The sequence below is a fragment of the Enterococcus sp. B2E4 genome, assembly GCF_030499455.1.
GTDB lineage: Bacteria > Bacillota > Bacilli > Lactobacillales > Enterococcaceae > Enterococcus_D > Enterococcus_D casseliflavus.
The window spans coordinates 39,484-53,053 of record NZ_JAUKPK010000018.1 but is presented as its reverse complement, the minus strand read 5'-3'; the positions used below and the strand labels follow the sequence as shown (position 1 = coordinate 53,053).

The following is a 13,570-nucleotide window of genomic DNA, read 5'->3' as shown; positions in this document are numbered from 1 at the left end:
TTTTCGCCACAAAAATAGGAAACGTATCAGACAAGAGTACTTGGGGAAGATTCTCTTGGGGGAAGCCTGATACGTTTCCTTTTGTTCATTCTAACACTATTTATATATAAAGTAGAGAGATATTGAGTAGATAAATAAAAATACTACTGTAATTGATGAATAGGAAAAAGGCAATCTCACAGACGAGTTTCTCTGGAGCGATTTCCTACAACATGTTGAATGGCAAATTGCTCCATCATGTTTTGATTAATTACAAAGCATCAACTAACTAATTGTGTTGCACCCACTAGAAAATTACATAATTTCGCAACACCTGTTTCAGCTGTTTCTTTGATTAGAACAGTCGCAGTATTTTCGTAAACATGAATCACACTAACTTCTTGTAAACCGGTAAAGCCAATAACATTTGCCTGATAGTTTTGACCAGGGAACACTTGGTATTTTTCCATGTTTTTATCTCCTTCATTAATCTTATTTCAAAAGAATAATAATTAAAATTTAAGAAAAAGTAAAGTGAAACGATTTTTCATTCAAAAACTCGTCCTTTCGGCTGTTTATTCGAGTGGAAATCAAATTTTTCTGTAATTTTTCATTTCGATTTTCAATAAATATACGATGGCTAGTTGAATATTATTCAATGGATCGTACCAATTTAGCGAGTGAGCGACTACAAAGTTGAGTGAAAGAAAGCTAGAAATTCCCAGCTATATTGTTTGTTTTGTCCCGTCTTCACGCTTATAATAAAGGTAGGAAGAACGATCGGCGTCACCACTTCCTAATTCAATTGAAAAGGGCGTGCAAGTTATGGAAAACGTATACCGAAATAACTTTGTCAAAAGGACTGTTCAACTGATGTTTGCACCAAAAAAAATCAGAAAACGTCCACCCGAACAATGGATCAAAATGCCTACCGACCGAGGTATTCGGAGAAAGGACGCGTGATCCAGCATCTCGCAGCTATGCGTGAAATAGTGTTTGAAGAAACGAAACTCAGGAAGTCCCGTCAGGGGACTTCCTTTTTTATGTCATTTTTATCACATTCTTCATTGAGAAAATTATTAGTACAGGCGCTCTTTTGTAGACGCAAGGTCAAGCATACGATGGAATAAGAAATCACAAACTACAAAGAAACGAATGTCAGAACTCAATGGATCATTGGGTGAAAGACTACAATCCTTCTTTTCATTGAGGGATTTCCCTGTTTTTTTGTTCGATTTTAAATTGGATATTGCCAGGAAAAATGCGTGCCAACGAATTATCATTCTCTAATGGTACAGGAGACCAACGTTTAAGGAGCGTAAAAGCAATCAAAAAAGCGCTTTTTTCGTACGAAGATTCTGTTAAAATGAAGATATGGATAAAAAAATAGTAATTGCTGCAAATCAATCATTTAAAGAAGGTGAAAGCATGGACTACCAAGAAATCGCGCGTCATTTTCAGACAACATCGTTTGATCCCCAACCGTTTGTGCAAACGGCGAGCGATGATCGAAAGGTAAGGGAGAAGCTAGTGGAGAATGTCGTTGATGGTCAAAATCATATCAATGAGTATTTTAATAGTTATTTGATCATTAAAGAAGTAGCCACTAAAAACCCTGAGCTGATTTATGATGAGTGGGAACGGATCTGGGCATTGCATACCCACAAAAATTCCTATCATCGGTGGATCGCCCACGATTTGATCACGCAACTTCTGGTGATCGATCATGAAGACAAGTTTGAAGCAATCAAGCGAGAATATGTACTGCTGCCAAAAGAAGAAAAAATCAGTAATTACAAGAAGATGTCTGAAAATATCCAAAAGGCTATGAAGCTCAAAGACCTCAGCAAAGAAATTTCACTGTTATGGAAAATTAAGTACATGTGATGAATGAACGGATAATCAGGTTGATGGTATTGCTTTCTATTAGCTAAATCATAGAAAAAACAGGCTATCTTTTTGTGATTTAAAAAAGAGCAGATGTATCAGTAGCAAGCATCGATTATAACGTTGAAAAAATTGATATCTCTGCTTTTTTAGCCTGTAGTTGACTCATTATCCGATACTGAGCGTGCCTATTTCAATATGTCGCTGTATGAAATAACAGGGAAATCTCCCTTAAGTCCTTGTAAGAAGCCAAGTGAAACTTTATACTAGAATGTAATACTTATTCAAAAAAAGGACAAATAAAATGAGGACATGAGCTTTTATGAAGAAATATTGTAAGGAAAATGTGCTAGAAGCGGCGATGACGCGTTTGGAATATATTTTTGATACCTTTCCCCATGTGTATTTCTCTTTCAGTGGTGGAAAAGATAGCGGGGCCATGATCCAGTTGGCTGACCAAGTCGCACAGAAAAAAAAGAAAACCTTTGATCTGCTGATTTTAGATATCGAGGCAAATTATGATGCTACGAGAACGTTCATGGAAAAAATCAAAGCGTTACCAAGTATCAATCAAACCTTCCACTTCTGTTTGCCCTTTTACGAGGACAACAATACCAGCGTCTTTCAGCCACAATGGCTGATGTGGGATGAACAAGAACGTGAGAAGTGGGTACAAACGATGCCCAAAGATGCGATTTCACTTGCTGATTTGGATGAATCATTGATGGAAATCTATCAGAGTGCAAATATGAACCCTGATAAGTTTTTACGAAACTTTGCTCATTGGTACGCAAGCTATCATCAGTTTGAGCCGGTTGCTTGTGGCGTGGGGATACGAACTCAGGAAAGTCTGTATCGGTATCGATCGATCACATCGCCAAAGTATAACTTTCGGAAGCAATGCTGGATCAAACGGCAAGTAGCAGATTCAATGGTCGTCAATTTTTACCCCATCTATGATTGGAAGACCGAAGATGTGTGGGGAGCCTATGCCCATTTTGACTGGCCGATCAATGGCTTTTATGAAAAGTTGTATGATCATGGCGTTCCGATCCATCAAATGCGGATCTGTCAGCCTTACGGTATGCAGCAACGAAAAGGCTTGTACCAATATGCTTTGGTGGAACCGGAAACGTGGGAACGCGTCGTAAATCGTGTGTCAGGAGCCAATTTTGGTCGCTTGTATGCCCAGACAGGATTGCTGGCGCATTACAATACGAGAAAGCCCAGTCATATGACTTGGCAAGAGTATGCGGTCTTTTTACTGGAATCAATTGGACTTTATTCAAAGAAATTACAGGATCATTATTACCGCAAAATCACGATTTTGATTGATCATTATCGAGAAAAGCACGGGATCGAAGTGGAAGATATACCCGATGTGACCAAACGTAAGGACTGGCTGAAAAACGAAGTACTCTGGCATGACTGGAAAGGGATCGCTCGTGCGTTAGAAAAAAATGATTTTTCTTTGAGTACGCGACAATATAGTTTGACGAAAAAAGATGAGTCTGAATTGTATGAGTTGGCGGTCGATTTTGGCGCGGCTTTGGGGATTGAGCATTTACCCAAGTATCAGTTAAAAAAATTGAATGCCAAATACGAGTATTTAACGAAAAAAATCACCTAACGATGGACGAGTGCGTCCTTAGAGAGGAAGGGTTTTGTGAACGAACGATTGGTTTTATTTTTTCCACCGTATAAGAAAAGCCAATTCTATCAATTGATGGGGGCTTTTTTTGCGGAACGGGTGTATCAGCAGCAATTTCCGTACTTAGTCAATGATGAGAACTGCTACTGGTACGTGATTCTTGATGACGAAAAACGGGTGACTGCTTTTTCTTATTATGAAAAAGGCGCCAACAAAGTGGAGCTAGGGGAATTTTATGAAAAAGATCCAGCCGCTCAATTTAAAAAGTTTCTTTTACGGAAAATGTTGGTGGATATCAGCCGCAACTACCCAGAAGCAGAGATTCTCGCTTCTAGTAACCAGCCTAGTGAAATTGCCCTTTTGGAATCAAAAGGGTTTGCGGTCTATCGCCAAACAAAAAATTATTCATTTCTAAAAAGGAGTGTAGTCCCTCATGAGCGATATCGATTTTCCAGTGTTAGCGGCGAAGCTGATCCCAGTCAGCAAGATTCACGCGAATACGTATAATCCCAACACCGTGGCTGCTCCAGAAATGGATTTACTGGAACTGTCGATTCGAGAAGATGGCTTTACGCAGCCATTGGTTTGTTACCACGATAAGGAGCAAGACAAGTATATTTTGATCGATGGGTTTCATCGGTACATCGTAGCAAAAGACCGCTTGGAATTGCCAAGTGTTCCGGTCACGGTGATCGATAAGCCTTTTGAGAATCGCATCGCTTCAACGATTCGCCACAATCGAGCACGTGGTACCCATGGCATCGAGAAGATGGGAAATATCGTGCAGCAGTTGGTGGCTAACGAGTGGTCGGATGAACGAATTGCCAAGGAATTGGGGATGGACCGCGAAGAGGTCTTTCGCTTTAAGCAGCGTTCAGGTTTAAAAAGTGCCTTTTCTAACCATGAATTCAGCAAATCTTGGATTGAGTTTGAAAAAAGATACTACAAAGGCAAAAAAGAGACCTGAGAGGTTGAAAAAACCATTGAAAAAACTATCTAAAAAAGCTATCTATTAGAAGATAGCGATTCGTTAATAATTCTTTTTAAATTTTGAATAGGTGTTTTTTACAACGATAACGATCAAATTGACCACCATCGACAAGCAAAGCGTCCCTAAGAGAATAGCTAGGATCACACCTAATGCGTCTCTTAAAAAGCTGAAGATCGCTTCAATGATAAACATGGTTTTTCCTCCTTTTCTCATCGTCTATTTTTTCTGACAATTGCAAAAACAGCTTCCTTGAGCAATAACTACCCAAAGACTTTGCCCTGCGGGGTACAAGCCTCAGTTTCTTGAGAACTCGTCGCTTCAAAATTGAGTATACTTTGTAAATGATGAAAAAACGTTTCTATTTTTTACAATCGGAGAAAAAATCGGAAATGTTAAGAATAACGACATCTTTTCTGATTTTTCTTCGGTTTACATGAATAATCGTATCAGGTTGCATAAAAAAAGTAAAATGATAACAAAAAATCGAATCGAGAGAAAAGATACCATCTCATAACTTTATAACCGTAAGCGAATTCAAAAACCCTGCTGCACCAAGTCTTTAATACGTAAAGACTTGGTGCAGCTCTTTTGTTTCCCGCTGTGACGAAGTTTACAAAATGACTGACATTATTTTTCTGGAAAAAGCATCATTGCATAAAAATCAATGCGGATTAAAACCGTTTTATAACAAAGATAGTAAGCGCATTTTTAGCTCGACGACAAAATTTTTTGTGATGCTGGGAGAAAGCATCAGTGGATGTTTTGACAATAAGCCGATCGACATGTGGGGATCAGGCAAAGGAAGCGAGATGATTTTTACTCGAGCATGAGTTTGCTCAATGATGGAACGAGGGATCAGACTGCAGTATCCAGTTCGTTCGATCAAGTAAGGAATCGTACTGATATTGCTGACAGACTCCCAATGGATCGAAGGAACCTGATTGTCAAGATAGCTTTCAATTTTTGTGCGAGCTGGACAGTCAGACTTGGAACGATAGAGATGGCTCCCTTCAAGGTCGGCTAGCTCATTGATGATTAATGGGTTTGAGAGTGAGGTAATGCAGCAAAGCTCTTCTTGAAACAATTCCTCGTAAGCAAAATGTTTCTCGTGAGGAAGTGAGCATAAGGCGAAATCAATTCGGTTTTCATTTAGTGCATTGGCTAATTCCAGTGTTGATCCCACGACGATCTCGAAGTTTATTTTTGGATAGTGCTGCGAAAAATCGTGAAGCAGTGCAGGCAAAACCAAAATGTCATAGGGTTGAAGGATGCCCATCCGCAACGAATACTCGACCGTATGGGAAGCATTGATCAACTGTTCTTTGACCCGCTCCCAGTGGGCAATCAGTTCGGGTACTTCCTGTTTCAACAATTCGCCTTCCAAGGTCAATACATTGCTTTTTCCTTCCAAAAATAACGCTACTTCTAATTCGTCTTCTAACTTTTTGATATGGTTCGTAACGGTCGACTGGGCATAGTTTAGTTTGGCGGCAGCTCTAGTAAACGTACCTTCCTCGACGATTGTTTTGAAGGATTGCAGCTCCTTGATAAAATCCACGTTTGTTCCCCTCTCTTTTTACCTATTATACAAAAAAGGAGCGGGGAGAAAATTTCTTTTTTTTCTAGTAAATAAAAAAAATAGATACAAATGTTATTTAAAGTATGCAGTCTGTTTTGACCGTATGTTTCTTTGTTTTTAAAATAACGCTTCTCACAGTTGGGGCTAAGAGTAGCTGCTAAAATTTCATTCATTAAAAAATCCACGAAGCAGGCCAACTTTTCAGGGATTACGAACAGCACACGAAAACAAGACAGTGGCTTTCTCCGCTGCGCTTGAATGGAAAAGCGTTTATTAGGAGAAGAATCTTGCGAAAAAGATCTGATTTTTTTCTGATGTGAAAAAAATAGACACGCTAAGAGAAATGAAAAATGGATACTTAGGAAAGGGCAAAATAGCGAATCATGCAATGAAAAACTGACGGCGCTTCCTTCAAGAAGGCCGCCAGTTTCCTTAGCTCAACGAATCGGTGTGATTCTTGGCTGAATCAGCTCTTCAATCGTTTTGTGGATGATCGTCCAATCCGAAAGGGTGGGGACATTGGAAATGCGCAGTTGCTGAAATTTGGTGTTGCTTTTCAGATGTAAGTCAAAATTGCTGACGATCAAATCTATTTCCCGATGGATCAATTCTTGTTCATCAGGAGCCACTTCAAAAAAGTAACTGATTTCTGTATGGTCGTTTTTAAATAATTCCGTTGATGCGGCTAAGAAAGCATCTAATCCAGCACCGCCTTGAAAAGCAAAGGCTACTTTGAGGTGTTTTTTCAGCTGGGGATTAGGCGCTAACTCGCTTAACAAAGTCAATGTGACTGCGATATGTTCCAAGTGTGTAAAGGAAAAGAAGCGGCTTTGATCGTTGAAAGGTTTCAACCACTCATTCCAAGAAAGGTAATCCGTCTTGAATGTCGTTTCAACAAAGGCTTTGATCTGCGGATCAGCAAACTCATAATTGGCAGAAATCATCGTCAGCAGGCGAAGATTTACGAGATAAGCGATGATCTTGTGGGCAGCTGCAGGTGGAATAGCGACGCCAGATTTCTCTAAAAAGGCAGCCGCTTCTGCAATAATTTCTGGTCTTTCTGTATGGTGAAAAATGTAATCCGCATCGCTTTCGCCGTTGATGTCCATCGTACTATAGGAAAGACAGTGGAGCGCATTGACAAAGATCCAAAGCAGCTCTTGTTGCGGCAAGTGGATGATTCGGTATTTTTTCAAGTAATATTCGTTTAATATTTCTGAGAAAATAGCGAAGCGTTCTTTCTCCAATAGATTGCGTTCTAAAGACGGCGGCAAGGTCAAAAAGTAAGAATAGCGCCACCTACGCTTGGCGATACTTAGCCACAGAGCAAGTCGGTAATGGCTGTAATGCAAATCTTTCGTGTTGGCTTCCTTGGCTTTTTGGACCAGCAGGCGGGCATCCGCTGGACTATCCTTATCTAAAATCGTGCTATCGCCATAAGCAGAAAAAAAGACGAACAGACAAAATCGGATGTCCGCTTCGGTACCAATAAAGTCAAGATGATTCGTGGCAATAGTTACAGAATAGGTTTGCAACGACTTGTTCATGTAGCTGATCGTCCGTAAAAGATGACTGCGAGAATAACCGAATTCAATCGTTGCTCGGTGAATAGAGTATTTTTTATTATCAATAATACTCGTCATGATTTTAAACTCCAGCGTTTCCATCCCCAGGTATTGGATGGCAGAATTGATGGAAGCGTTCGGCGCATAAGCGATCGAGACGATGTTCGTTTCTGAGAGTGTGATCTTGACCAGTTCTTTTGGCAAACTGTCACTTAAAATACTCAGCTCTTTGGTAACTGTAGGCAAAGATAGCCCTAGTAAGGTCGCTAATTCTTGTGGATGATACCCTGTCGGTGCAGCATTTAGCACTTGCAAGATTTTTACTTGTCGAGAAAATGCTTTGTCCCGATGCAAGTTGATAGATAAATTTTCTAACATTGAAGTCACCACCTATCCATTGAAATTACGCTCGTTTTAAGTAAATTATATAATACTCTGCGCCAATCAAGAAGTCTTATCCCTTGAAAATTGGCGGATTTCATGTTAATAGTGCGCCGCATGTTTCATCGAGTGTGAAGCAGTCATTGAAAACAGCTTTTTTAGAAAAAACAACCTTGCCAGTTGCAGACCTAAAACGCTTGGATAGATTGGTCCAAAGATAAGTGTGAATAACGTTGGGGAAAAGAAAAAGGAGAAAAAATGATAATGAAGAAACGCGTAGTTATAAGTAAGAGCGCTTTAGTAGGGATGCTGATTTTAGGGACAACCTTTCCAAGCACATGGCCGATCGCTCAGGCAACAGATACACAGCAAACAAAGCAGCAAACACCATCCATAGACTCATCGGTTCCCTTGCTGGCAGATTCAACAGGAAACATGAACACAGGAGAAACAAGCAGTGTCTTGCTAAGTGTGACAGGTATCTTATTCTTAATCGGCGGACTGGTGTTCTTGTACCGTAAGAAATCATAGAGAAAACAACAATAGGATCAACAGAAGAGCCAGAAGAATAAAACATACAGGACGAACAAGCTGGATGAATTGCTTTAAGAGAACAAATATCGATCTTTAAGCAATCACAAACATCAGCAATGTTCGTCCTGTTTTTTATATAGTGAGCAGCCGAAAGTACTAAGTTCAGCCAGCACGTGTATTTATGAAATGACCTCATCCTTCTCCAGACTAAGATAGCGATAAAAAGTCGAGCGCTTTAAGCCTGTTTGGGCACAGATATCCACAACGGCTTTTCCTTCCTTTTGATAAAGGTGCAATGCGTGTTGGATCAGTGCGGGATCGATTCGTGGACGACCGCCAATATTTCCTCTAGCACGTGCGGATTCTAAGCCTTCTTTGGTCCGTTCAACGATGATGTCTCGTTCGAATTGGCTGAAGGCTTGGAAAACAGTCATCATTAATTTTCCTTGAGGGGTTTGTGTATCAAAATTTTCTTTGATACTGATGACTTTTACGCCTTTCTTTTCAAAAAAGTAGACGAGATCAATCAGGTCTTTGGTACTTCTTCCTAGCCGCGAGAAACTTTCAATAATGATTTTATCGTTTTCTTTCACTCGTTTTTTTAGTTTATTTAATTCAGGACGATTTGCGCGTACACCACTGATCTTTTCAGTATAAATTTTGTTGCATTCATACCGGTCAAGTAAATCCAATTGACGAGAGAGATCCTGTTGTCTTGTGGATACACGGGCGTATCCATAAACCATATTTGTCATACAAATTCCTCCAGTTGCACAAAAGAGTCTACATAGAGAATACCTTGTTTGTTCACTTAAGTACATATTCTAACACCAACTTAAGTAAATTTGGGAAATAGGAAGGTTTTTTTATAGACGCAAATATTGTACTATAGAAAAGAAACCAGTCGGTGAAGGAGAAACACGGAGGGCAAAATGAGAGAATTGCAGTTAAATTTTATGCTAAACAAAACGACCGTTCGATGGCTTCAAATGTTAAATACCTTTGAGCGAGAACGGACTTGTTCCATCGCAAGTTTAGCCAACAAGCTTGATGTGACCCAAAGGACGATCAGCTCTGACATCAAGGAATTGAAAACCTATCTGCAGGAGGCAGCGGAATTTACTCTTGAAGCCAATGGCTATCATTTTAGGGAAACTGATCCGAAAAGATACTTGTCTCAAAAAAAGGAGCTTGTTGCAGAAGAAGGCATGTATCAAATCGTGGAAGCCATTTTCCACGGGGAATTCTGTTCGGTTGAAGAGTGGGCGCAGCGCTTGTATGTATCAGAAAGTACGATGCGTCGCTATTTGAATACCGCTTCTGCGACGTTACGAAAGTATCATTTGGAGTGGATCTTGCAACCGGTCAATTTGAGTGGATCAGAAGCCAATATTCGCAAGTTTTTTAAAGATTTTTATTACGAATCAGATGTCACGCCGCATACGCTCTTGCCCCCCAAAGAACTGATTGCGTTAGTCAGTGATGCCTTCTCAAAAATTCCCACAGCGCTGGTGAATACAGGCGTTTCTCCGAGTGATTTTTATTATAGTTTGTATATTGCGATCAAGCGCTATCAACTGGGAAAGACCGTTCAGATTCCTCGATCGTTGGCAGCAATCGTCGAAACGCATGAGGCATTTGCGATAATGAAGAACTTAGCGCCTAAAATCGAAGCGTTATACCGAGTAAGACTACCGCAACAAGAAATGATGTGGCTTTATTTAGTGACCGTGATGAAACGGACTTTGACCGAGCCTGAAAAAGAGCAGCAATTCGTTGCAGCGTTTGGGCTGTATCCTGAACTCGAAGAACTGAGTCAGCGCTTCGTGCAAGAATGGGGCATTTCCTTTCAAGAGCCTCAACAGGTTCAGACGATGATCCACGCCTTTTTCCTGTCAAAGAAAATCAATGAGCAGCTGGCGCCCGTTTTAAATCACTTGCTAACAGAAGTAAAAAATGAAGCGCAAAAGCATGGTTCTGCTGCTTATCAAAAAAATCTGGCATTTATGAAGCAGCACCAAGCGATTCTAGGAATCAAACAGGAGTATCTGTCAGATATTTGTGCCGCACTGACCCTTTATAGTGAAGCAATTAGGGAGCTTTATGCACAAAAAGTCAAACGGATTGCGTTGATAATAGAAGGTGATCTCTATGCCTGTCACACGATCCGTGCGCGCTTTTTGCGTTATGTCGGCAATGATCATCGGGTATTCTTTCCAAAAATCAATGAATTGACGAGCGATTATTTGAAGGAAAACGCCATTGATCTTGTGGTCACGAATTATAGTGAATATTTATCAGAGTTCATCTTATCGACTGATTCTCTTTTACTCAAAGCAATCCCCGATCATCAAGATTGGCTAAGAGTGATTGAAAAAATCGATCCTCAGTTAGGGCAAGCGTTAAGCGTTCCCACAACCTGATACACGTGTTGCAAAACAGCATGACGAGGACATAGGTGGATAGATCAAAGAGAAAAGCCGCAACCGTTACGATCGACGGGTGCGGCTTATATTCGTTTGTCTAATAAAAAAAGGAGTTATCTGAAAATATGCCCACTATTCCTGAATACCAAAAGATTGGGTTGTTTTGGTGAAAGAACAGTCTACGCGAAAATAATTAGTTGGCATTTACTAGTTTATCAAAAATCGCTTCAAAGGTTTCGAACGTATCACTATCTAACTGACAAAGCCATAAAAGGTAGCTTTTTTCTTTGAATGTCCATTCGATTGAAGGGTAAGAGGCAATCAAGGCATGGTATTTCTCTCGTTGTTCACTGGTAGCTAATAACCACCGCTTCTCAAAAATCTTTTTCTCTTCCATTTTTTATCTATCCCCCATAAAGAAACGTTGCCTGAAACTTCACTAACGGGCAACGTAAATCTAATGATACGCAGATCTATATTCAGTATACCAAAGAAAAATGAATTTTTTTAGAAGGTGTGTAAAATTACAACGAATTTCTTTTATTTTGCTTTTTTTCGGACATTTTTATAGAAATCGAATTGGCAGAAGAAGAGATCGTCAAGATGATCAAAAAGGACAAAAATGTCTATTACCGACAAATGGCAGGGATCGGCACGAACCAGAAAGCCCCCCATGGGTTGATCTACCTCAGCGAGAAATGAACACTCTGATCGGCTTGATCGATCAGAGTTTCAACCACTCGTTATGTAGGAGTTGTTCTTATAAAATAACGAGTTGCAGCTGCAACGATCCTACAAGATAGTGCCTGAGAAAATGTCCTATGCGTTGTTCAAAACCACCAGACGCAAGATTCGTGGATTGATTTGGTTAAGTAATCGATTCCAATCCGTGGCATCTGGAAAAGATTTTAGCAGGATACACTCGACTTCAAGCAAATATTCCATCGTATATTCCGAATAATTGGTTACTAGCAGATCAATTTGCTTTTCCTTTAAATAGGCTGGGGAGAGTTCGCTGGCATCAGGATAATACAACGTGTGGAAGCGTCCTAGATATTTCCGTACGATACTTTCGGCATATTCGCAGACATATTCATTTCCTTCAAAAATCACAGCGATCGTCCGTTGTGTCCCCCAATTTTCTTCTTTGATCGCTTCCATGTGAATCGTTAGACTGGCACAAAAGTCTTCGAGATAAGAAGGCGAATAGAGCTTTTTGACTAGCTTATGCTTTGCCAAAAATGCATAGTTTCTCTTATATTCGTGGGAAAACTTGTCTTTGACGAATTGGGTAAGATCGTCAATATTGACATTCATGATGGGAGAGAGCATGTCGCGTATTTTCACGATCGTAAAAAACGACTCTAACCAGTGTAAGTCTTTTTGTTCATCGTAGGAATTGCCGCGATTAATGGCATAGAAATCTTTTGCCACTTGTTTGATCTCAGGCCAGCGATTGTAGGATTGGCAAAATTCTTCGATCGAAGGATGATTGATTTTTCGGCGACAGATGAGGCAAAGAAGCAAATAAATGATTTCATCTTCAGGTAGGCGATAATGAAAATAAGAATAAAGGATCTCCGTCAACGTCTCTGGAGAAATCAATGAATCGTAAGCATAAAAAATCTCCTTCAGCTCAGGAGAAAGTTCGACCTGCAACCCTTTCTTGCTGCGTTCCAGCGTGATGTAGAGAATATAGGAAAAGTAAGAAAAGGTAGAAGCCGGTTGTTTTTTTGAATGCAAAAGATTCGTGATCTCAATCACGGCATCTTGGACATCCAATGACGGGAAGATCGTATTGACATTGATATCGGACTCATAATAAAACAGACAAAAAAAGCGGCGAATATCGATCTCGGAACCCACCAGTGTGACAGGATTCGTTGATAGGCGAAGGTTGAAGGGCTTTAATAAGCCATTCATTTTTTTTAAGTAGCCAAGCAATGCTTGTTCAGAAAGATTAAGGGTCAGGCTCCAATCCAGCACCGATTGTAATTCATCGAAAAAAATACTTTCGAGAATCATAAAAAAAGGTTCATCTTTGACTAAGTTTTGTTTTTGTTTGATATATGCCTCGGGATCCAGTTCTTCAAATAAATAACCAAACTTCGAGGAGTAGATTTCGATTGCATCATTGAAATGTTCACGAATCATAGCAATGTCCGCAATGATCGTGCGAGTACTGCTTTTTGTTACTTCTGATAAATCGCCCAATGTTGAAGACGGATTCTTCTCAAATTCATTTAATAATTGCAATCGTCGAATTAAAGAACGATTTTTGATAAATTTTAACTGAAAATTTTTCATAGATGCCCCCGTTGAATTTAAAAAAGAATTAATCACATTATAAATAATTGCTTAAAATACTTCAATTTTTATGTTTGTTTTTAATTTATTTGACTAAATACAAAGTTTTTATTATTCTAATGAATGTAAACGTTTGAAACTATTTGGAACAATGTAGGTTTTTTCACCGACAGGTGAAAATTGCTATTTTTTTTTAAAGAGATTTGACGCTATAGTGAGACCATAGTCCGATGCTTAGGAGTATTTGTTTTTTCTCAAGAGGAAACCTGT

At 39.7% G+C, this 13,570-nt stretch carries 13 protein-coding genes; 6 read left to right on the top strand and 7 right to left on the bottom strand.

Translation table 11 applies throughout. The features are described from left to right. Positions 1–260: 260 nt before the first annotated feature. A complete protein-coding gene (locus tag Q1X33_RS13175; RefSeq protein ID WP_005227564.1) occupies positions 261–449 on the bottom strand; it encodes a hypothetical protein in 189 nt (62 codons plus the stop codon). 958 nt (positions 450–1,407) lie between these two features. Here Q1X33_RS13175 and Q1X33_RS13170 point away from each other — a divergent pair. The 4 genes from Q1X33_RS13170 to Q1X33_RS13155 all read left to right on the top strand — a co-directional run bounded on the left by Q1X33_RS13170 (position 1,408) and on the right by Q1X33_RS13155 (position 4,484). Further along, positions 1,408–1,866: a hypothetical protein gene (locus tag Q1X33_RS13170; protein ID WP_034868773.1), complete on the top strand. Its 459-nt coding sequence runs from the start codon at positions 1,408–1,410 to the stop codon at positions 1,864–1,866. Positions 1,867–2,188: 322 nt separating this feature from the next. Next, positions 2,189–3,496, top strand: a complete 1,308-nt coding sequence (locus tag Q1X33_RS13165) for a DUF3440 domain-containing protein (RefSeq protein ID WP_005227568.1) — start codon at positions 2,189–2,191, stop codon at positions 3,494–3,496. Positions 3,497–3,532: 36 nt separating this feature from the next. Continuing rightward, on the top strand, positions 3,533–4,024 hold the full coding sequence (locus Q1X33_RS13160; protein ID WP_005227570.1) for a hypothetical protein: 492 nt from the start codon (positions 3,533–3,535) through the stop codon (positions 4,022–4,024). Further along, positions 3,951–4,484, top strand: a complete 534-nt coding sequence (locus tag Q1X33_RS13155; protein WP_005227576.1) for a ParB/RepB/Spo0J family partition protein — start codon at positions 3,951–3,953, stop codon at positions 4,482–4,484. Before Q1X33_RS13160 ends, Q1X33_RS13155 begins: the two co-directional genes overlap by 74 nt. Before the next feature lie 63 nt (positions 4,485–4,547). On the opposite strand, the gene Q1X33_RS13150 is transcribed toward Q1X33_RS13155, so the two are convergent. The 3 genes from Q1X33_RS13150 to Q1X33_RS13140 all read right to left on the bottom strand — a co-directional run bounded on the left by Q1X33_RS13150 (position 4,548) and on the right by Q1X33_RS13140 (position 8,030). After that, positions 4,548–4,700 carry a hypothetical protein gene (locus tag Q1X33_RS13150; RefSeq protein ID WP_010748814.1) on the bottom strand — a complete coding sequence of 51 codons (153 nt, stop codon included), beginning with the start codon at positions 4,698–4,700 and terminating at the stop codon, positions 4,548–4,550. Positions 4,701–5,190: 490 nt separating this feature from the next. Beyond that, positions 5,191–6,066, bottom strand: coding sequence for a LysR family transcriptional regulator (locus tag Q1X33_RS13145; RefSeq protein WP_087626907.1), 876 nt, complete (start codon positions 6,064–6,066; stop codon positions 5,191–5,193). Positions 6,067–6,524: 458 nt separating this feature from the next. After that, complete coding sequence (locus Q1X33_RS13140; RefSeq protein ID WP_034868771.1) at positions 6,525–8,030, bottom strand: helix-turn-helix domain-containing protein; 1,506 nt, start codon at positions 8,028–8,030, stop codon at positions 6,525–6,527. Positions 8,031–8,297: 267 nt separating this feature from the next. Between Q1X33_RS13140 and Q1X33_RS13135 the strand changes: the two genes are divergently transcribed. Continuing rightward, a complete protein-coding gene (locus Q1X33_RS13135; RefSeq protein ID WP_223597606.1) occupies positions 8,298–8,564 on the top strand; it encodes an LPXTG cell wall anchor domain-containing protein in 267 nt (88 codons plus the stop codon). Positions 8,565–8,746: 182 nt separating this feature from the next. Here Q1X33_RS13135 and Q1X33_RS13130 read toward each other — a convergent pair whose 3' ends face one another. After that, positions 8,747–9,322: a recombinase family protein gene (locus Q1X33_RS13130; RefSeq protein ID WP_005227582.1), complete on the bottom strand. Its 576-nt coding sequence runs from the start codon at positions 9,320–9,322 to the stop codon at positions 8,747–8,749. A gap of 177 nt (positions 9,323–9,499) precedes the next feature. Between Q1X33_RS13130 and Q1X33_RS13125 the strand changes: the two genes are divergently transcribed. Continuing rightward, complete coding sequence (locus tag Q1X33_RS13125; RefSeq protein ID WP_034868770.1) at positions 9,500–10,990, top strand: helix-turn-helix domain-containing protein; 1,491 nt, start codon at positions 9,500–9,502, stop codon at positions 10,988–10,990. Positions 10,991–11,186: 196 nt separating this feature from the next. Here the strand turns inward: Q1X33_RS13125 and Q1X33_RS13120 are convergent, their stop codons facing one another. Next, entirely contained in the window at positions 11,187–11,390 is a 204-nt protein-coding gene (locus Q1X33_RS13120; RefSeq protein WP_005227584.1) for a hypothetical protein, read from the bottom strand. A 422-nt stretch (positions 11,391–11,812) separates the two neighbouring features. Then, positions 11,813–13,300, bottom strand: coding sequence for a helix-turn-helix domain-containing protein (locus tag Q1X33_RS13115; RefSeq protein ID WP_005227596.1), 1,488 nt, complete (start codon positions 13,298–13,300; stop codon positions 11,813–11,815). Between the last annotated feature and the right edge of the window lie 270 nt (positions 13,301–13,570).